We start from the raw sequence: 22435 nt of genomic DNA, 5'->3' as shown, positions 1-22435 counted from the left end.
CGGTCGGTCGCGGCGCGGACGGGGCCGGGTCAGGGGGTGGGGAGGTAGCCGGTGGTGTGGCCGTGGGTGAGGTAGCGGGTGAGGACCGTGTCGGTCAGGGGCGGCAGGTGGACGCCCGCGGCGGCGGCTTGCGCGGCGGTGCGCCGGGAGTCGAAGCGGCGGTGGTGGGAGGGGGCGGAGCCGGCGGGCGGGGTGTCGTCGCCGAGCAGGAGCTGGGCGGCGTTGTCGGGCTGCGCCGCCACGCGGGAGCGCCACCGCGCCACCGGGACGGTGGGCAGCTCGTGGCCCAGGCGGGCGGCCACTTCGAAGACGGTCCGCAGGTCGGGGGCGTCCGGGTTGGTGAGGTGGTACACGGGCATGGCGGTACTGGTCCCGGCGGAGCGGGCCAGTGCCACGACGGCCGCGCTGACGTAGTCGACGGGTATCCAGTCGGTCGAGCCGTGCGGCAGGTCCGGCACCGCCCCGGCCTGGAGGCAGCCCTTGATGAGCTGCCAGAGCAGGTCGCGGTCCTGGCAGGCGCCGGTCGTGGTGTCGCCGCTGATCCGGCCGGGGCGGTAGACGGTGACCGGCAGGCCGCGGGCGCGCGCCAGGTCGACGATCCCCTCGGCCACCCACTTGCTCTGCGCGTAGCCGCCCGGCAGGTCGGCGGCCGGGCCGGTCGGCGTCGACTCCGTGACGGGCGCGGCGTCGGGATCGGACGACGGGGCGTAGACGCTCGTGGTCGAGATGTAGTGCATGCCCGGTGAGCCGGAGTCGGCGAGCAGCCGCAGCAGTTCCTCGGTACCGGCCACGTTGGGGGCGCGCAGATCGCCGTACGGGGCGGCGAAGTTGACCCGGGCGCCGTTGTGCAGCACCGGGCCGAGGCGGCGGGCCAGGGCGGCGCGGTCGTCGGGCGACAGGCCGAGGCCGGGGGCGGCCAGGTCGCCGGGGACGGGACGGACCAGGTCGGCGTAGGCGGGGCGCCAGAGGCCGTAGCGCTCCAGGTTGGCCCGCAGCCGGTGCGCCGCGTGGTCCGGGCCGTCGGCGCGGACCAGGCAGTCGACGGGGCCGTCCGTGGCCTCGATGAGGTCGCGCAGCAGGAACGCGCCGAGGAAGCCGGAAGCGCCGGTCAGCAGGGGGCGGGCGGCGGGGCGGGAGCGGGTGGGAGCGGGCACCGGCGCGGTCCGGCGCGCACCGCCCGTGATGTCGGGGGCGAGCCGGATCTCCGCGAGGAGGTACGACGCGACCGGGTCCAGCGGTCCCTCGCCCGGGCCCTCGCCCGGCCCGGTCGGCGTGGTGTCCGGCGCCGCCGGACCTCTGTCCGCCGCGCCGTCCAGCGACCGGATGACGCCTTCGACCGTCGGCGCCGCGAACAGCGCCCTGAGCGAGGGCCGTCGGCCGCACCGCTCCTCGATCCTGCGGGCCAGGGTCACCGCGAGCAGCGAGTGGCCGCCGAGGGCGAAGAAGTCGTCCGTCACCCCGACCTCGGGCACGCCGAGCGTCTGCGCGAACGCCGCGCACAGCTCGCGTTCGCGGTCGGTGGCCGGGGGCCTGGACGCGGCGGGCGCGGCGTGACCGGGTGCGGGCAGGGCACGACGGTCGGTCTTCCCGTTGGGGGTGACCGGCAGCGCGTCGAGCCGGACGCACGCGGCCGGGATCATGTGGCCGGGCAGCGTGTCGGCGAGCCGGGCGCGGATCGCCGCCTCGTCGGGGGCCGTCTCGCCGCGGGCGGCCACGGTGTAGGCGACCAGGCGCCGGTCGCCCGGCCGGTCCTCGCGGACGACGACGCAGGCCGCCGCGACGCCGGGCAGCGCCGTGATCGCGGCCTCGATCTCACCGGGTTCCACCCGGAATCCGCGGAGCTTGACCTGGTCGTCGACCCGGCCGACGTAGACGATCTGGCCCTCGGCCGTACGGCGGACCAGGTCGCCGGTGCGGTACATACGGCCGCCGGAGCGGTCGAACGGGTCGGCCACGAAGCGGGACGCGGTGAGGGCGGCCCTGCCGAGGTAGCCGCGGGCCAGTCCCGCGCCCGACACGTACAACTCGCCGATGACACCGGACGGGACGGGTGCCAGCCGGTCGTCCAGTACGTGCACGCGGGTGCCGTCCACGGGCAGGCCGATGGGGACCGCGCGGTCGGGGGCGAGGGCGCCGTCCGCCTGCTGGAAGCCGCTCATGGTGGCGCAGACGGTCGTCTCGGTGGGGCCGTAGGCGTTGACGAGGTACCGCTCGCGCGCCCAGGCCCGCGCCAGCTCCGGCGGGCACGCCTCGCCCGCGAGCACCAGGGTGATCCCGGTGGGCAGGGAGCCGGGCTCCATCACCGCGAGCGCGGCCGGGGGCAGCGTGAGGTGGGTGACGCCGCGCGTGCGGACGGCGTCCGCGAGGGCGGGTCCCGGCAGCAGGGCCTCGCGTTCCCCGATCTCCAGGCAGGCGCCGGACAGCAGCCCCATGCACAGCTCCCAGAACGCGGCGTCGAAGCTGACCGACGCCATCTGGAGGACCCGGCTGCCGGGACCGGCCCGGAGCCGGTCGCGCTGCGTCCTGGCCATGGCGCCGACGCCCTGGTGGGTGACGACCACGCCCTTGGGCCGGCCGGTGGAGCCGGAGGTGTAGATGACGTACGCGGGATGCGACGGGAGCGCACGCGGCGGGACGGCGGTGTCCCCGCGCGGCGGGACCGGCGGACCGTCCGCCTCGGGGCTGTCGAGCACCAGGCGCGGTACGGCGGTCTCCGGGAGGCGGGCGCCGACGTCGGCCGTGGTGAGGAGCAGCCGCGGCCCGGCGTCGTCGAGCATGAAGGACAGCCGCTGGGCCGGGTAGTCGGGGTCGAGCGGCAGATACGCGGCACCGGCCTTGAGGACGCCGAGGAGGGCGACGACGAGGTCGTTGGTCCGGGGCAGCGCGACGGCCACCCGGTCCTCGGGGCCGATCCCCCGCGCGAGGAGACGGCGGGCCAGGGCGTCGGCGCGCGCGTCGAGTTCGGCGTAGCTGAGGGTGGTGGCCGCGTCGCGCACCGCCGGGGCGTCCGGGGCGCGGCGGACCTGCCGGGCGAAGAGTTCGGGGACCGTCGGGCGGGGCAGGTCGTCGGCCGGTCCTGTGCCCAGGGCGGCGATCTGGGCGCGTTCGCCGGGGCCGAGGACGTCGTAGGTCCGCAGCGGGCGGCCGGGGTCGGCGGTGACCTCGCCGAGCAGGACGACGAGGCGCTCGGCGAGCGCGCCGACCGTGGCCTCGGTGAACAGCTCCGTCGCGTAGTCCACGGTCGCGCGCATGCCGCCGGACGGGCCGGACGCGCCGGACGCGTCCTGACCGTCCGCCGTATCCGTACCCGTATCCGTATCCGTACCGGCGGGTGTCTCGGTGAAGGTGAACGACAGGTCGAATTTGCTGACGCCCGGATCGACGGGCAGGCCGGAGACGGTGAGGCCGGGCAGGTCGAAGGGGGCGGCGGGGGCGTGGTTCTGGAGCACGAGCATGGTCTGGAAGAGCGGGTGGTGGTTCTGCGAGCGCGCGGGGTTGAGCAGTTCGACCAGCCGCTCGAAGGGGACGTCCTGGTGGGCGTAGGCCGCGAGGTCGGCGTCCTTGACGCGGTCCAGGAGTTCGAGGAACGTCGGGTCGCCCGTCAGGTCCGTGCGCAGCACGAGGGTGTTCACGAAGAAGCCCACGAGGTCGGTCGCGGCCTCGTCGGTGCGTCCGGCGACCGCCGTGCCCAGCGGGATGTCGTCACCGGCTCCGTGCCGGGACAGCAGCAGTGACAGGGCCGCCTGGAGCACCATGAAGACCGTGCAGCCGCGGCTGCGGGCGAGGTCGGTGACGCGCCGGGCCACGTCGGGGTCCAGGACGAAGTCGTGGCTGGCGCCGGTGTGCCGGGGGACGGCGGGGCGCGGCAGGTCCCACGGCAGTTCGACCAGGTGCGGCAGACCGTCCAACGCCTGCTTCCAGTACCGCAGTTGCCGGGCCATGGCGCTGTCGGGGTCCTGCTCGTCGCCGAGCAGCCGGCGCTGCCAGAGCGTGAAGTCGGCGTAGTCGACGGGCGGTTCGGCCCAGGCCGGGGCCCGTCCGCCGACGCGGGCGCGGTAGGCGGCGGCGAGGTCACGGGCGAGGGGCGCCATGGAGGACCCGTCGGAGGCGATGTGGTGGATCACCAGGACCAGGATGTGGGCGTCGTCGGCCAGCCGCAGCAGAGTCGCCCGCAGCGGCAACTGCCGCTCGATGTCGATCGGTTCGGCCGCCGCGGACCTGACCCGGTCGTGCAGCTTGTCCGGCTCGACGGTCTCCGCTGCCAGGACGAGGCGGACGTCGTCGGCCGCCGTGATGAGTTGGCGCGGTCCGCCGTCGTGCTCGGGGAAGACCGTGCGCATGGCGGAGTGCCGGACGACGACATCGCGCAGGGCCCGGCGCAGCGCGCCGGTGTCGAGGGGCCCGTCCAGGCGTACGGCGAAGGGGATGTTGTACGTCGCCGAGGGCCCTTCGAGGCGGTGCAGGAACCACAGGCGGCGCTGGGCGTACGACAGCGGGAGGACGGCAGGGCGGGGCTGGGGGACGAGCGCGGGCCGCGCCGGGCGGCGCGCGTCCTTCAGCGCGGTCGCGAGGGCGGCGGCGGTGGGGTGGTCGAACAGCGTGCGGATCTCGGTCTCGGCGGCCAGGGCGGTCCGGATGCGGCCCACCAGGCGGGTGGCGAGCAGCGAGTGGCCGCCGAGCGCGAAGAAGCTGTCGTCCGGGCCTACCCGGGGCACCCCGAGCACGTCGGCGAACAGGCCGGTCAGGATCTCCTCGTGGGCGTCGCGCGGCGCCCGGACCGGGGCCAGGTCAGGGGCGGCGGGCGCGGGGAGGGCCGCCCGGTCCAGCTTGCCGTTGACGGTCAGCGGGAAGCCGTCGAGCACCTGGATCGCGGTCGGCACCATGTAGCCGGGCAGATGGCTGCCGACGTGCGCGGTGAGCAGGTCGGGGTCGGGGGTGCGGCCGGGCGCGGGGACGACGTACGCGGCGAGTCCGCGACCGCCGGGCAGGTCCTCGCGCACCATGACGCAGGCGGACCGCACCGACGGGTCGGCGCGCAGCACCGCCTCGATCTCGCCGGGCTCGATGCGGTGGCCGCGCAGTTTGACCTGCTGGTCGGCCCGTGCGACGTACTGGAGGGCGCCGTCGGGCTGTTGGCGCACGAGGTCGCCGGTGCGGTACATGCGGTCCCCGGTGGCGGCGAACGGGTCGGCGACGAAGCGGGTGGCCGTCAGGGCGGGCCGCTCCAGGTAGCCGCGCGCCACGCCGGGGCCCGCGACGTACAGTTCGCCCTCGGCTCCCGGCGGGACCGGGCGCAGCGCGGCGTCCAGGACGTAGGCGCGGGTGCCGTCGGTGGGGCCGCCGATCGGCGGCGCGCCGTCGGGGCCGTCCCCGGGGCGCACCTGGTGGCGGGTGGCGAAGGTGGTCGTCTCGGTGGGCCCGTACACGTTGAGGACGGCGGTGCCGGGGTGGGCGGCGGCCAGGCGTTGCAGGACGCCGGGGGCGGCGGCCTCGCCGCCCGAGGCGACCGTGCGGAGCAGGCCGAGCGCGTCCGGGTCGGCCTCGGCGACGAGGTTGAACAGGGAGGTGGTCAAGAACGCCGACGTCAGGCCGTGCCGGGCCACGAGGTCCCGGAGCACGGCGGGCTGGAGGGGGCCGGGCGGGGCCACGACGACCCGGCCGCCGCTGAGCAGCGGCGCCCACATCTCGAAGGTGGAGGCGTCGAAGACGTACGCCGAGTGCAGCAGGACGGCGTCGGCCGCACCGCCGTGCCAGACGCGGTCGGCGGCCAGCGCGGCGATGTCGGCGTGGGTGACGCCGACGGCCTTGGGCAGGCCGGTGGAGCCCGAGGTGAACATCACGTACGCGAGCCGGGCTCCCCCGGTGACCTCCGGCAGGGTTCCGGGGGCGGCGGGCGCGCCTGCGCGGACCCGACCCGCGGCGTCCACGGTCAGCGTCGGCAGGGCGGTGGCGAGACCGCGGACCCACGGATGGGCGGCGGCGGCCTCGTCGACCACCAGGGCGCGCAGTCCGGCCGCCTCGGCGACACGGGTGAGCCGTTCGTCGGGCCAGCGCGGGTCGAGCGGCACATAGGCGGCGCCCGCGCCCAGCACGGCCAGGGACACGGTGACCTGGGCGGCCGAGCGCTCCGTCATGACACCGACGCGGCTGCCGGACGCGGTGGTGAGCCCGGTCAGGGCGCGGGCCGTCTCCCCCGCGACGTCGGCCAGTTCGCGGTACGACAATGGCTCGCCCGCGCCGGTCACGGCAGGCCGGTCGGGGTGGTCGGCGGCGTGGCGCAGCACGGTGTCCCAGACGCTGGTGTCCACGGTGCCGACGGGGAGCGGGGCGCCGCGCCCGAGGGCGAGCAGCCGTTCGCGCTCGCCGTCGAGGAGGACGTCGACGGTGTCGGCGCGGCGGTCGAGGCCGTCGGCCATCGCGGTCAGCACGCGCCGCACGCGGGCGACGGTGCGGGCCACGTCGTCGTGGTCGAGGACGGCGGCCCGGTAGCCGAAGGTGATCCTCAGCCGGTCGCCCGGCGCGATGGTGAGGGTGAGCGGGTAGTGGGCGGCGTCCGTGCCGGTGAAGCCGGTGAGGTCGAGGCCGGGCAGTCCGCGCCGGGCGGTGCTCAGCGCGGCGGCGTCCACCGGGTAGTTCTCGAAGACCGCGAGGGTGTCGAAGAGTTCGTCCAGTCCGGTGACGCCGCGGATGTCGGTCAGGCCCAGGTACTGGCTGTCCAGGAGGCGGCCCTGTTCGGCCTGGAGCCTGGTCAGGAGCGCGGCCAGGGTCTCGCCGGGCTCCAGGCGCAGCCGTACCGGCACGGTGTTGATGAACAGGCCGATCATCGATTCGACGCCGGGTATCTCGGGCGGGCGGCCGGAGACGGTGGTGCCGAAGACGATGTCGTCGCGCCCGGTGAGGTGCGTCAGCAGCAGTCCCCAGGCGCCCTGGACCAGGGTGTTGACGGTGAGCCGGTGGGCGCGGGCGGTCTCGCGCAGCCGGGTCGTGGTGGCCGCGTCCAGGTCGAGGACGAGCGTTCCGGGCAGGTCGTCGGTGGCGGCCGTCCGCGTCCGGCCGGGCCCGGCGAGCAGGGTCGGGGCCTCCAGGCCCGCCAGGGCGGTGCGCCAGGTGTCCAGGGCGGCGGCGCGGTCCTGCCGGGCGAGCCAGGCCAGGTAGGTCCGGTAGGGGGTGGGGCGGGGCAGCGCGGTGTCGTCGCCGCGGCTCGCGTACAGCTCGAACAGCTCCCGTACCAGCAGCGGTGTCGACCAGCCGTCGAGCAGGATGTGGTGGCTCGTCATGACCAGCCGCGACTGACGGGGGGCGGTGCGCACCAGGGTGAACCGCATCAGCGGCGGGGAGGTGAGGTCGAAGCGCCGGGTCCGGTCGGCGGCGAGGAACGCGCCGAGCCGTTCGCCCGCCGCCGCGCCGTCCCGCCCGGTCAGATCGAGTTCCTCCAGCGGTACGGGGACGGTGGCGGCGACCGCCTGTACGGGCTCGTCCAGGTCCTCGTGCAGGAAACCGACCCGCAGGTTGGCGTGCCGCCGCAGCAGGGCGCCGATGGCGGCGCGCAGCGCGGCGACGTCGACGGCGCCTTCGAGGTCGAAGACGAACTGCGCGGTGTAGACGTCCACGGCGGCGGAGTCGTACAGCGCGTGGAAGAGCATCCCCGACTGAAGCGGTGTCAGCGGAAGTACGTCCTCCAACTGGAACCCGGTCACTTGTGTCCACCCCACTTGTTCTGAAGCCGGTCGATCTGGGCCTGGTCGAGCGAGACCAGCGGTAGGTCGGAGGGCGTGTAGCCGCCCGCGTCGGGTTGTTCGGTGTGCTCGGCGATGGCGCGCAGGGCGCGGCCGAAGGCGTCGGACAGGGCGTCGATCTCCTCTTCCGCGATCAGGTCGGCGGCCCACGTCCACCGGGTCACCAGGCGCGGGCCGTCGGGCAGGTCCTCGGTGTGCGCGTTGATGTCGAGGACGTGGTGGACGGGCATGTCCGGGTCCTGGGCGCGCGGGCCGCCGCCGTCGAGCAGCACTTCCCAGTCGGCGCCCGCGTCCTGCCGCGCGGCCCCGGCGGTGTCCTGGTGCGAAGTGGTGTACCGGCCGAGGTAGTTGAAGCCGATCTGCGGTTCCGGCAGGGCGGCGAGCCGGGGGCGGGTGGCCGGGTTGAGGTGGCGCAGCATCCCGAATCCGAGGCCGTGGTCGGGCACGGCCCGCAACTGCTCCTTGACGCGTTTGAGCGCGCGGTCCACGAGCGCGGGGCCGAAGCGCCCGGGGTCGCGGGGATCGACGGGTCCCGGATCGACGCTGACCGGGTAGAGGCTGGTGAACCAGCCGACGGTACGGGACAGGTCGACGTGGTCGGCGATCTGCTCGCGTCCGTGGCCCTCGACGTCGAGCAGCACGCCGGTGCCGCCGGGCAACGGGCCGCCGTCGGCCGCCCGTTGGGCCTGCCAGGAGTTCAGGGCGAGGGCGAGGCCGGTGAGCAGGACGTCGCCGACTCCCGCGTGGAAGGCGGCGGGCACGTCGGTGAGCAGCGGCGCGGTCCAGGTGGCGGGCAGCCGGGTGGTCACCGTGCGGGTCCGGTCGGCGGTGTCCAGGTCGGGGTGGAGCGGCCGTTCTCCCATGCGGGGCGCGGGGGTGCTCAAGGCCCTTTCCCACAGCGGGAGTTCCGCTTCGCGCGCCGGTTCCAGCGCCTGGGCGGCGAGCAGCCGCGCCCAGCCGCGGTAGGTCGTGCCGACGGCGGGCAGGCCGTCCTCGGGCGGACCCGAGGTGACGGCGTGCCAGGCGGTGGCGAGGTCTTCGGCGAGGACGCGCCAGGAGACGGCGTCGACGGCGAGGTGGTGCACGACCAGCAGCAGCCGTCCGCGCGCGTGCGGTCCCGCGTCGCACCAGACCGCCTCGATCACGTGGCCGTGCGCGGGCCGCAGCCGCCGCCGGGCCCGCTCCCCGGCCTCGGCGAGGACGGTGCGGACGGCGTCGGCGTCGAGCCCCGCGACATCGACGCGGGTGAGGCGCCGGCGGATGCTCACGGCGCCGGGCGGCAGCACGTCGAGCACGGGGCCGTCCTCGCCGGTCCTGACGGCCCGCAGCCGGAGCGTGTCGTGGTGGTCGATGAGGCGCTGGAGCGTGGCGGCGACGCTGTCCTCGTCGGCTCCCGCGGGTGTGCGCAGCACCCCTGACTGGTTGTACCCGTCGATGGTGCCGGGCCGACGCAGCAGCCACGCGGCGATGGGCGTGGCCGGCAGTTCGCCGGAGCCGGGTACGGCCTGGGCCGGCACGTCCTGGCCGAGGGTTCGGGCGACGGCCGCGATCGCCTCGGGCGTGCGGTGCGCGAACACGTCGCGCGGTGTGACGCTCAGCCCGGCCTCCCGCGCGCGGCTGACGAGCTGGATCGAGAGGATGCTGTCGCCGCCGAGACCGAAGAAGTCGTCGTCGGTACGGACGGTGTCGGTGTGCAGCAGCGCGGCGAAGACCTCGCAGAGCACGCGCTCGGACGCGGTGCGCGGCTGTCCTCCGGGCCGGGCGGCGGCGGGCCGGGCCGGGGCAGGCAGCGCCTTGCGGTCGGTCTTTCCGTTGGGCAGCAGGGGCAGCGCGTCCAGCGGGACGAAGACGGCGGGTGTCATGTAGGCGGGCAGTTCCGCGGCCAGGCGGTCGCGCAGTTCGCGGTCGGTGGGGGCGCCGGGCCGGTCGGGGACGGTGTAGGCGACCAGGCGCCGCTCCCCCGGTATGTCCTCGCGGACCAGTACGCACGCGGCGGCGATCCCGTCCAGGCCGGTGAGGGCGGCCTCGATCTCGCCGGGTTCGATGCGCAGGCCGTTGAGCTTGACCTGTTCGTCGGCGCGGGCGACGAAGGTGAGCTCGCCGTCGGCGCCGTATCTGACGAGGTCGCCCGTGCGGTACATCCGGGCGCCGCCGGGTCCGTGCGGGTCGGCGACGAACCGCGCCGCGGTCAGCGCCGGGCGGCCGAGGTAGCCGCGGGCGAGGCCGTCGCCCGCGAGGTACAGCTCCCCGGTGACGCCGGGCGGCACGGGCTGGAGGCCGCTGTCGAGGACGTAGGCGCGGGTGTTGTCGACGGGGCGGCCCAGCGGGACGCTCTCCCCGTACCCGTCGGTGTCCTGCCGCCCGTCCCACCGGTGGGCGGTGGCGTCGATGGTGGCCTCGGTCGGGCCGTAGAGATTGTGCACCCGCGCCCGCCAGTCGCGGCCGACGCGCTCCGCCAGTGTCCGGGTCAGCGGCTCGCCGCCGCACAGCACCGCGCGCAGGCTCTCGGGCGCGTCGCCGGGGTCGGTCTCGGCCAGCAGGAGCGAGAGGTGCGAGGGCACGAACTGCGCGACGGTCACCTCCGTCTCGCGCATCAGGGCCAGCAGTCCCGCCGGGTCGTGGTTGGCCGCGGGCGGGACGGGGCAGGTGGCACCGCCGTGGAGCAGCGGCAGCCAGGTCTCCCAGACGGAGGCGTCGAAGCTCGGTGAGGTGCGGGCGAGGACCCGGTCGTCGTCGGTGAGTTCGAGGTGGCCGGCCATCCACGCCATGTGGTTGGTGACGGAGCCGTGGGTGACGACCACGCCCTTGGGGCGCCCGGTGGAGCCCGAGGTGTAGATGACGTACGCCGCGTCGCGCGGGTCGGCCGCCACAGCATTCCGACCGGCCGCGCCGGTGCTCCCGGCCCCCGGGTCCACGTCCAGGTCCACGTCCAGGTCCAGGACGGGTACGGGCAGGTCCTGCGGCGCGGTGGCCCCGCGGGTGAGCAGCAGTACGGGACGGGCGTCGTCGATCATGAAGGCGATACGGGCCCGCGGGTACTCGGGGTCGACCGCCAGATAGGCCGCCCCGGCCTTGGCCACCGCCAGCATGGCGACCGTCTGGTCCGCGGTGCCGGGCATCGCGAGGGCGACCAGGTCGCCGCGGCCGACCCCGCGACCGCGCAGGCGGTCCGCCAACTCGCCGGAGAGCGCGTCGAGTTCGGTGAAGGTCAGGGTCCGCGCGCCCGCGCGGACCGCGACGGCCTCCGGGGTCCGGGCGCGCTGGGCCGCGAACGCCGAGGGGATCGTGCCCGCAGCGGGCCGGAGCGGGCCGTGCCCGGCCGCCAGCAGCGCCGCCCGCCGGTCGGCGGCCAGGACGGGGGCGGTGTGCACCGGCCGCTCCGGCTCGGCGGCGAGCGCGCCGAGGAGCCGGGTGAGGCGGTCGGCCAGGCCGTGCGCGGTGGAGTGGGCGAACAGTTCGGTGGAGAACTCCAGGACCGCGTCGAGACCGGCGGGCGCGTTCACCTCGTCGCGCTTCTCGGTGAAGGTGAACGTCAGGTCGAACTTGCTGATGCCGGTGCCGACATGCTGCCCGGTCACGGTGAGGCCGGGCAGGTCCACGGCGGCGTCGGCCTGGTTCTGGAGCGCGACCATGGTCTGGAAGAGCGGGTGCCGGTTCTGGGCGCGGACCGGGTCGAGGCTGTCCACCAGGCGTTCGAACGGAATGTCCTGGTGGGCGTAGGCGGCCAGGTCGAACTCCCGCACGCGGTCGAGCACTTCGCCGAAGGTGGGGTTCCCCGACAGGTCGGTGCGCAGCACGAGGGTGTTGACGAAGAAGCCCACCAGGTCGTCCAGGGCCTCGTCGGTGCGCCCGGCCACGGGGGTGCCGAGCGGGATGTCCTCGCCCGCGCCGTGCCGGGAGAGCAGCACCGCCACACCGGCCTGGAGCACCATGAACAGGCTGCACCCGCGCGCGCGGGCGAGGTCCGCCAGCACCCGATGGGTACCGGCGTCCACGGCGAAGGAGAACGCGTCGCCGCGATGCGAGGTGACGTCGGGGCGCGGCCGGTCGTACGGCAGGTCGAGGAGTTCGGGAGCGCCGTCGAGCGCGCCGCGCCAGAAGTCCAGTTGGCGCGCGGCCCGGCTGGAGGGGTCGTCCTCGGCGCCGAGCAGTTCCCGCTGCCACAGCGTGTAGTCGGCGTACTGCACGGCGAGTTCGGTCCAGCCGGGCTCCTCGCCCGCGACGCGGGCCCGGTAGGCCAGGCCCAGGTCACGGGCGAGCGGGGCCAGCGACCAGCCGTCGCCCGCGATGTGGTGGACCAGCAGGACCAGGACGTGGGCGTCGTCGGCCAGCCGCAGCAGCCGCGCCCGCAGCGGGAGGCCGGTGCTCACGTCGAAGGTGTGCGCCACCTCCGCGCTCAGCGCCTCGTCCAGCCGCCCGGGGTCGGTGTCGCGCGGCGCGAGGTCGATGTCCGCGTCGTCGGCGGCGCGCACCACCTGGCGTGCCACGCCCCGTGTGTCGGGGAAGACCGTGCGCAGGCTCTCGTGCCGCTCGACGACGTCGGCGACGGCGCTCGCGAGGGCGTCCGCGTCGAGCGGACCGTCCAGCCGCAGCACCATCGGCACGTTGTACGTGGCGCTGGGCCCCTCGAACCGGTTGAGGAACCACAGCCGTTGCTGCGCGAAGGACAGCGGCAGCGGGTCGGGGCGGGAGGCGGCCCGCAGCAGCGGCGTCCTGGCCCGCCGCGCGTCGTCGAGAGCGTCGGCGAGCCGGGCCGGGGTGGGATGCTCGAACAGGGCTCTGACCTCGATCTCCACACCGAGCGCGGTGCGGACGCGGGCGGCGAGGCGGGTGGCGAGCAGCGAGTGGCCGCCCAGTGCGAAGAAGTCGTCGTCGGCCGCCGCGGCGGGCAGTCCGAGGACGTCGGCGAACAGGCCGCGGACGATCTCCTCGCGGGCGGTGCGGGCGGCCGTCGTGCGGACCGGCGCGCGGCGGGCGGGTTCGGGGAGCGCGTGCCGGTCGACCTTGCCGTTGGGGGTCAGCGGCAGCGTGTCGAGGAGGACGAACGCCGACGGCACCATGTAGGCGGGCAGCGAGTGGCCGAGGGCGCTCGCGAGCGCACCGGCCTCCGGGCGGCCGTCGGCCGCGGGCACCACGTAGGCCACGAGCCGGCGGTCACCGGGGGTGTCCTCCCTGACCATGGCGAAGGCGTCGGCCACCCCCTCGCAGCCTGCCAGCGCCCCTTCGATCTCGCCCAGTTCGATGCGGTAGCCGCGCAGCTTGACCTGGCCGTCGGCGCGGCCGACGTACTCCACGTGGCCGCCCGGGGTCCAGCGCACGAGGTCGCCGGTGCGGTACATCCGGCCGCCCCCCGTACCGAACGGGTCGGCCACGAAGCGCGTGGCGGTCAGGTCGGGGCGGCCGATGTACCCGCGCGCCACGCCGCGTCCTGCCAGGTACAGCTCGCCCGTGACACCGGGCGGCACCGGACGCAGGTGGTGGTCGAGGACGTGACCGCGCATGCCGTCCAGCGGGCGGCCGATGGGCGGCGGCCCGGTCGGCAGATCGTCGGTGACATGGTGGCGGGTGGCGAAGGTGGTGGTCTCGGTGGGCCCGTACACGTGCAGGAGTCGCGCTCCGGGCGCGACCCGGGCGACGCGCTGCATCAGGTCGGGCGAGGCCAGTTCACCACCGGCGCAGACGAGCCGCAGCCCCGCGAAGGCGCCGGGATCGGTCTCCGCGATCACGTTGAACAGGGCGGTGGTCAGGAAGACGGCGGTCACACCGTGCTCGTGGACGGCGTGGTCGAGGACGTGTGCCTCCAGGGCTCCTTCGGGTGCGACGACGATCCGGCCGCCGCTGAGCAGCGGCGCCCAGATCTCGAACGTCGAGGCGTCGAAGACGTACGCCGAGTGCATCAGCACCGCTTCCACCGCGCCGTCGTGCCACGCGGAGTCGGCCGCCAGCGCCAGGACGTCCCCGTGCGTGACGCCGACTCCCTTGGGCAGACCGGTCGAGCCCGAGGTGAACATCACGTACGCCAGGGTCGCGGGGCCGGGCACGGGGGCCGGGGCGGCGGGGCGGCGCGCTCCGGACAGCACCCGGCCGAGCCGGTCCACGACCACGACCGGCGTCCCGGCGGCGGCGACCCGGGGCGATCGCGCGGACTCCTCGCCGACGACGAGGAGGCGGATGTCCGCGATGTCGGCGACCTGGCTGTGGCGTTCGTCGGGCCAGCGCCCGTCGAGGGGGACGTAGGCGGCCCCGGAGCGGACGATGCCGAGGGACACCGACACCACCGCGGCGGACCGGTCGAGCAGCACACCGACCCGCGTCTCCGGACCGGCCCCGAGACCGGCGAGCACCCCGGCGAGGTCGGCCGAGATCCGGTCGAGTCCCGCGTAGTCGAGGGTGGTGTCGTCGGCGACGACGGCCACGGCGTCCGGTGTGCGCCGCGCCTGGGCGGCGAAGGCGGCGGTCAGGGTGCCGTCCTCCGGGCCGGTCGGCAGGGCGCGGCCGGTGCCCCAGCGCGTGATGCGGGTGTGTTCGTCCGGCGTCATCAGGTCGTACGCGGCCAGGCGCAGGTCCGGATCGGCCACGACCTGTTCCAGCAGCCCGACCAGGCGCGCGGCGAGGGTTTCGACGGTGGCACGGTCGAAGAGGGCGGTGGCGTACTCGATTCCGGCGCTCAGGGAGCCGTCCGCATCGGGGGCCCCCGCGGGCTCCTCGGTGAAGGCGAAGGTGAGGTCGAACTTGCTCAGGCCGTTGTGGACGAGGCGGTCCTCGACGGCGACGCCGGGCAGGTCGGGGCGGGGACTGTCCTGGTTCTGCAGGACGAGCATGGTCTGGAACAGCGGGTGGTGGTCGCGCGCTCTGGCGGGGTTGAGCTCCTCCACCAGCCGCTCGAAGGGTATGTCCTGGTGCGCGTAGGCCGTCAGGTCGAACTCCCTGACGCGGGTGAGGAGTTCGGCGAAGGTGGGGTCGCCGGACAGGTCGGTGCGCAGCACGAGGGTGTTGACGAAGAACCCGACCAGGTCTTCGAGCGCCTCGTCCGTGCGGCCCGCCACCGGGGTGCCGAGCGGGATGTCGTCCCCGGCGCCGTGCCGGCTCAGCAGGGTGGCGACGGCCGCCTGGAGCACCATGAACAGGCTGCTCCCCGACTGCCTGGCCAGCTTCAGCAGGCCGTCGCGCACGGCGGGCGGCACGTCGAAGGCGTGCACCGCGCCCCTCGGGTCGACGACGGCCGGTCGCGGCCGGTCCGAGGGCAGGTCGATCAGGACGGGCAGCCCGTCGAGGGCGGCGCGCCAGTGGTCGAGCTGTTCCCGCAGCAGGCTGTCGCCGTGGGCGGCGGGGTCCTCGACGGCACTGTCGCTTCCGTCCTCGGCGAGAAGGGCGTGCTGCCACAGGGTGTAGTCGGCGTACTGGAGCCGCGCGCCGGGCGCCGTGCCGCCCTCTTCGCCCGCCAGGCGCGCCCGGTAGGCGTCGCCGAGGTGGCGGGCGAGCGGGGCCAGCGACCAGCCGTCGCCCGCGATGTGGTGCAACACCAGGACCAGGACGTGGTGTTCGGGCGCGGAGCGCAGCAGCAGCGCGCGCAGCGGCAGGTCCGTCCCGACGTCGAACGGCTCCTGTACGGCGTCCAGGACGGCCGCCTCCAGCCGCGAGGGGGCGGTGCTCGTGACGGGCAGCGCGGGCGCGGCCGTGTCGGCCGGAAGGATCAACTGGTGCGGTACGCCGTCCCGTTCGGGGAACACCGTGCGCAGCGCCTCGTGCCGGGCGACGGTGTCGCGCAGCGCGCCGCGCAGGGCGTCCGCGTCCAGGGCGCCCCGCAGTTGCAGGACGAGCGGGATGTTGTACGTGGAGCTGGGGCCCTCCAGCCGGTTGAGGAACCACAGGCGGCGCTGGGCGAACGACAGCGGCAGCGGGTCGGGCCGCCGCGTTACGGGCAGCACCGCGGGTCGGCGGCGGCCCGGCGTGTCCAGGACGCGGGCCAGCTCCTCGACGGTCGGGTGCTCGAACAGCGTGCGCAGGGTGACGTCGGCGTGCAGCAGGGTGCGGATACGGCTGACGACGCGCATCGCGAGCAGGGAGTGCCCGCCGAGGTCGAAGAAGCTGTCCCCGGGCCGTACTTGGGGCACTTCGAGGACGTCGGCGAAGATCCCGGCGAGCAGTTCCTCCTGGAAGGTGCGCCGTCCCGGTGCGCTCGGGCCGCCGGTGCCCGCGGCGGGCTCGGGCAGGGCGCGGCGGTCCACCTTGCCGTTGGGCAGCAGCGGAAGGGCGTCGAGCACGACGACCGCCGAGGGGACCATGTGGTGGGGCAGCGTCCCGGCGAGCGCGTCGCGCAGGCCGGGACCCTGTGGTGCCGGGTCGCCGGTGACGGCGTACGCGACCAGGACGGGCCTGCCGGGGACGTCCTCGCGGACGACGGCGCAGGCGGCCGTGACGCCGGGCAGGGCCGCCAGTTCGGCCTCGACCTCGCCCAACTCGATCCGGAAGCCGCGGAGTTTGACCTGGTCGTCGGCGCGGCCCCGGTATTCGAGCAGGCCGTCGCGGCTCCACCGCACGAGGTCGCCCGTCCGGTACATCCGGGCACCGGCGGCGGAGGTCGGGTCGCCGGGGTCGGCGGTGGCGGCGAAGTCAGCGCCGGTGGCGGCGAGGTCGGCGGCGAAGGGGTCGGCGACGAACCGGGCGGCGGTCAGCCCCGGCCGGTCGAGGTAGCCGCGCGCGAGGTTGGGGCCCGCCAGGTACAACTCCCCCGTGACACCGGGCGGGACGGGCCGCAGCCGGTCGTCGAGGACGTACCCGCGCATGGTGTCGACGGGGCGGCCGATCGGCACGGTCTCGGACGCGGCGGGCGCGGCGGACGGCTCGTCGGGCGCGGCGGGCCGGGCGTGCGGGCCGGTGGGCGCGGTCGTCGCGTCCGGCACGCGGTGGGCGGTGGCGTCGATGGTCGCCTCGGTCGGCCCGTAGAGATTGTGCGTCGGCACCCGCCACTGGGCGGCGACCTCGGCCGCGACGGCGCGCGGCAGCGGTTCGCCGCCGCACAGCACGGCGCGCAGGTCGGGCAGCGGGGCGTGGCTCCCGGCCTCGGCGAGGACGAGGGCGAGGTGGGAGGGCACGAATTGGGCGAGGGTCACTCCGAACTTGCTCATCCAGGAGACGAGTTCACGGGGTTCCTCGTTGGCCTCGCGCGGCAGCACGCAGACCTCGGCGCCGTTCACCAGCGGGAGCCACACCTCCCAGACGGACGCGTCGAAGCTGGTGGAGGTGCGGGCGAGCACCCGGTCGTCCGCGGTGACGTCCAAGTGCCGCGTCATCCAGGCCATGTGGTTGGCCAGCGCGCCGTGCGGGACGACCACGCCCTTGGGGCGGCCGGTGGAACCTGAGGTGTAGATGACGTACGCGGGGTCGGCCGGATGGGACGCTCTCGGGTCCCGCGCCATGGGGCCGGCCGCCATGTCGGCCGGGTCGTCGAGCGCGAGCCGGGGCGGCCCGCCGACGGGCAGGTCCTCGCGTATCCGCCCGGTGGTGAGCAGCAGGACGGGCCCGGCGTCGTCGAGCATCTGCCGGATGCGCGCCGCCGGGTACCGCGGATCGACGGGCAGGTAGGCCCCGCCCGCCCGCAGGACCGCCAGCATGGCCACCACGGTGTCCACGGACGGCGGTACGGCCAGGGCCACGACGCTCTCGCGGCCGACCCCTCGCTCGCGCAGTACCTGGGCGAGGCTGTCGGCGCGGGCGTCGAGAGCGGCGTAGGTCAGGCTGGTGCCCGCGTCGCGCACGGCGACGGCGCCGGGTGTGCGCAGGGCCCAGTCCTGGACCGCCTCGGGCACGGTACGGGTCGGCAGCGGTCGCCGCTCGCCCTGTCCGCGGCCGAGGAGCCGGGCCCGCGCGCCGGGCGCCATCGGCTCCAACGCGCTGACGGCGAGGCCGGGTTCGGCCACCGCCTGGGTGAGGACACGGACGAAGCCGTCGCACAGGTCGCGGGCGGTGTCCGGGTCGAAGAGGTCGGCGGCGTACTCCAGATACCCGCTGATGCCGCCGGCCTCGGCCGGGTCGCCGTCGGGGTCGGGGTCGGCCTCCGTCAGCGAGAGGGTCAGGTCGAATTTGCTGATCCCGGTGTGCGCGGACCGGTCGTGGACGGTGACGCCCGGCAGGTCGAGCCGCGCCTGCCGCTGGCTCTGGAGGACCAGCATGGTCTGGAAGAGCGGGTGGTGGTCGCCCGAGCGCTCCGGGTTCAGCTCCTCCACCAGCCGTTCGAAGGGCAGGTCGGCGTGGCCGAAGGCGGCCAGGTCGAACCGCCCCACCCGGTCCAGCAGTTCGCGGAAGGTCGGGTCGCCGGACAGGTCGGTGCGCAGCACGAGGGTGTTGACGAAGAAGCCGACCAGGTCGTCCAGCGCTTCGTCGGTACGTCCGGCAACCGCGGTGCCCAGCGGGATGTCGGTGCCCGCGCCGTACGCGTGCAGCGTCACCGCGAGGGCCGCCTGGAGGACCATGAACGGGGTACGGCCGCACGCGCGGGCGAGCCGGACCAGCGCCGTGTGCGTGGCGGCGGGCAGTTCGATCGGGTGCGCGCCGCCGCGGTGGGTGGGCACCGCGCGCCGGGGCCGGTCGAGCGGCAGGTCGAGGAGGTCGGGCGCGCCCGCCAACGCCTCCCGCCAGAAGGCGAGTTGGCGTGCGCCCAGGCCGTCCGGGCCGTCGCCGCCGAGCAGTTCGCGCTGCCAGAGCGTGTAGTCGGCGTACTGCACGCGCAACGCGGGCCAGTCGGGGGCGTCCGCGCCCGCGGTCCTGGCCCGGTAGGCGGCTCCGAGGTCACGCACGAGCGGGGCCAGCGACCAGCCGTCGGCGACGACGTGGTGCAGGACGAGGACCAGGACGTGCCGGGCGGGGCTCAGCACGAGCAGGTGGGCGCGCAGCGGGGCGTCCCCTGCGAGGTCGAAGGGGAGCGAGGTCAGGTGCCGTACCGTTTCCTCGGCCCAGGCGGCGGCATGCTCCTGGCCCTGCTCGCGTCCCAGGCCCGCGCCGGCTTCCGCGCCTTCCGCGCCTTCCGCGCCGTCGTCGCGTGCTGCCGCTGCCCTGCCTGCCCTGCCTTCCCCGCCTTCATCGGACGGCGCGTGCGCGACCGTGAGCGGGACGAGCGCCGCCGCGTCGGCGCCGTGCCGGATCACCTGCCGGGCGACGCCGTCCTCCTCGGCGAAGACGGTGCGCAGGCTCTCGTGCCGGTCGACCACGTCGGCCAGCGCCTCGCGCAGGGTCCGCACGTCCAGGTCCCCGTCGAGCGCGAGGACGAGCGGGACGTTGTACGTGCTGCCGGGGCGGCCCTCGACGCGGTTGAGGAACCACAGCCGCTGCTGCGCGAAGGACAGCGGCAGCGGGTCGGGGCGCTGGCGCGGGCCGAGGACCGGTCCGCGGGCGCGAGCGGTGTCGAGGACCCCGGCGAGGGAGGCGACCGTCGGGTGGTCGAAGAGGGTGCGCAGGTCGAGTTCGGCCCCCAGCGCCGCCCGTAACCGGCCGGTGAGCCGGGTGGCCAGCAGCGAATGGCCGCCCAGCGCGAAGAAGTTGTCGTCGATGCCGACGGCGGCCACGCCCAGGACGTCGGCGAACAGCCCGGCGAGCACCTCCTCGCGCGGGGTGCGCGGGGCACGGCCGGTCGCGACCGCGGCCGGCGGCACGGGCAGGGCGCGCCGGTCGACCTTGCCGTTGGGGTTCAGCGGCAGCGCGTCCAGCGGGACGAACACCGAGGGCACCATGTACGAGGGCAGGGCGCGCGTGACGTGCCGGACCAGGGACTCGTCGTCGGGGCGGACGTCGGCCGACGGCACGATATAGGCGGCCAGCCGCCGGTCGCCCGGCGTGTCCTCGCGCACCACGACGCACGCGGCGCGCACACCCGGCGCGGTGAGCAGGACGGACTCGATCTCGGCGGGCTCGATGCGGTAGCCGCGGAGCTTGACCTGGCCGTCGGCGCGGCCGACGTACTCCACCTGGCCGCCCGCGGTCCAGCGCACGAGGTCGCCGGTGCGGTACATCCGGCCGCCCCCCGTACCGAACGGGTCGGCCACGAAACGGGTCGCGGTCAGGTCGGGGCGGCCGACGTAGCCGCGCGCCACACCGGAGCCGCCGACGTACAGCTCCCCCACCACGCCGGGCGGCACCAGGCGCAGGGCGTCGTCGAGCACGTACAGGCGCATGCCGTCCAGGGGCCGGCCGATGGGCGGCGGTCCCGGCAGCGGGTCGGCGGTGACGTGGTGGCGGGTGGCGAAGGTGGTGGTCTCGGTGGGCCCGTACACGTGCAGCACCGTCACGTCGGGCGCGCCGACGGCCACCCGTCGCAGCAGGTCGGGAGCGGCGGCCTCGCCTCCGGAGCAGACCAGGCGCAGTCCGGCGAACGCCGTCGGCTCCTCCTCGGCCACCAGGTTGAACAGGGCGGTGGTCAGGAACAGCGCGGTCACCGCGTGGCGCTCCACCATGTCGCGCAGGACCGGTGCGTGCAGGACGCTTTCGGGTGCGACGACGATCCGGCCGCCGCTGAGCAGCGGCGCCCAGATCTCGAACGTCGAGGCGTCGAAGACATACGCCGAGTGCATCAGCACCGCTTCCACCGCCCCGTCGTGCCACGCGGAATCGGCCGCCAACGCCAGAACATCCCCGTGCGTGACGCCAACACCCTTGGGCAGACCGGTCGAGCCCGAGGTGAACATCACATACGCGAGCCGGTCGGGATGTCCGGCCCTCGGCGGCGGCGTCGGGGACGGCGGCCCGCCGCGGACGACGGCGCCGGTCCTGTCGACGACGACGACCGGCAGACCGGCCGCCGCCTCCTTCACCCACGGCTGCGCGGCGGCGGCCTCATCGACCACCAGGGCGCGTACGTCCGCGACGCCGCAGACGCCGCTGAGCCGTTCCGCGGGCCAGGCCGGGTCCATCGGCACGTAGGCGGCGCCCGCGCCCACCACGCCGAGGGTGGCGGACACCACCGCGGCCGAGCGTTCCAAGAGCACCGCGACCCGGTCCTCCGCGGCCACGCCCCAGCCCGCCAGGGCGTGGGACAGGGCGTCCGCGGTGCGGGCGAGTTCGCGGTAGGAGAGCGTGCGGGCGCCGTCCACGACGGCCGTCGCGTCCGGGGTCAGGCGCGCCTGGGCGGCGAACGCCTCGGGCAGGTTCGCCGCTGCGGTGCGCGGCGGCAGTTGCGCGCCGCGGCCCTGGGCGAGGACCGCCTCGGCCGCGTCGTCGTCCAGGAACGGCAGGTCGCGCAGCAGGGTGTCGGCGTCCGCCGCCGCCAGAGCGGTGAGGAAGGAGACGAGAGCGTGCTGGTGGAGCAGGACGTCGTCGGGGTGGTAGAGCGCCGGGGCGGCGTCCAGCCCGATCAGCGGGCCTATGCCCTCCGACCGTTCGGAGACGAAGAGCGACACGTCGTCGACGGGTCCGATGGACAGCACGCGGGAGGTGGCGGGGCTGCCCGCGAGGTCGAGGTCGAAGTTGTAGGGCATGACGTTGACGACGAGATCGGTCAGGCGCGCGGCGTCGTCGCCCGCGTCCACCTCGCGGGCGAGCTGTTCGCGGGAGTAGCGGCGGTGGCGCAGGGCGCGGGCCATCTCGGCGGACACCGACCGGATCAGGTCGCCGACGGTCCGGTCGGCGGGCAGGCGCAGCCTGATCGGCAGCACGTTGGCCGTCATGCCGACGGCGTGCCGCAGCGCGCTGTGCCGACCGTTCGAGGCCAGCCCGACGGTGACGTCCTCGCGGCCGGTGGCCCGCGCGACGTACGCGGCGGCCGCGCTCACCACGACGGCCGTCCAGGTGGTGCGGCGGGCGGAGCCGAGCCGTCGTAGGCCGTCCAGGACGGCGACGGGCAGCGACTCGCCGGTGTGCAGCGGGGCGGCCGGGCCCGCGCCCTGCGGGGCGGCGGCGCCCGCGTCCGGCAGGTCCGCGGCGCGGCGGCGGATGAGCGGCGCGCCGCCGCGGGCGTCCGCCTCGTCCGCCGTTCGTGCCGTTCCCGCCGGTGCCGCTGTCCCGGCCGTCCCGGCCGCGTCCGTCCCGCGTTCGGCGGTCGGCCCGGCGAAGGTGTCGATCCAGTACGCCCGGTCCGCGCGGTGGCGCTCCGACCCGAGGTACGCCAGCTCGTCCGCCACCAGCTCGCGCAGTGAGGCGGCCGGGAGGTCGACCGCGGCGATGTCCTCGCCGCGGACCGCACGCGCGTAGAGGTCGGCCACGAGGTGGTTGACCACGCCGCCGCTGAGGCCGTCGATGGCTATGTGGTGGTAGCGCACGTACCAGTAGCGCAGCCGGGGGGCCAGACGCAGCAGCGCGAAGTGGTGGGACGGGGCGTCGAGCCGGTCGACGGTGGCCATGTCCCGTGCCATGTACGCCTCGGCCTCGGCCGCCGGGTTCTCCGCGCCGGACAGGTCGATCAGGCGGACCCGGTCGGTCGCGATGGCCGGGCGTTCGGTGACGTACTGCCGGACGCCGTCGTCGCCGGTCTCGAACCGCAGGTGGAGATTGTCGCAGTGGGCGACGGCCCGGCCGAGCGCGGCGGCGAAAAGAGCCTCGTCGAGGTCGCCGCGGATCTCCAGGCATTCCCCGATGTTGTACTTCGGGCTGTCCGGATCGATCAACTGCCCGTACCAGACACCTTGCTGGGCCGACGTCAGTTCGAAGAGATCCCGGGAAACGCTGTCCGCCGGGAAGGAACTGTCTTCTGAGAAGGAGCTGTCTTCATGCAT

At 75.4% G+C, this 22435-nt stretch carries 2 protein-coding genes; both read right to left on the bottom strand.

Features of this window, described 5'->3' with window-relative positions; genetic code table 11:
- Positions 1-29: 29 nt before the first annotated feature.
- A complete protein-coding gene (locus tag ACIQCJ_RS29025; RefSeq protein WP_402713008.1) occupies positions 30-7697 on the bottom strand; it encodes an amino acid adenylation domain-containing protein in 7668 nt (2555 codons plus the stop codon).
- Positions 7694-22435 carry an amino acid adenylation domain-containing protein gene (locus tag ACIQCJ_RS29020; protein WP_402713007.1) on the bottom strand — a complete coding sequence of 4914 codons (14742 nt, stop codon included), beginning with the start codon at positions 22433-22435 and terminating at the stop codon, positions 7694-7696. The genes ACIQCJ_RS29025 and ACIQCJ_RS29020 overlap by 4 nt, the downstream gene beginning before the upstream one ends.

Source organism: Streptomyces sp. NPDC093221 (assembly GCF_044753885.1).
Taxonomy (GTDB): Bacteria; Actinomycetota; Actinomycetes; order Streptomycetales; family Streptomycetaceae; genus Actinacidiphila.
The sequence above is the reverse complement of the archived record's forward strand: the minus strand, read 5'-3'. Positions and strand labels throughout refer to the sequence as shown.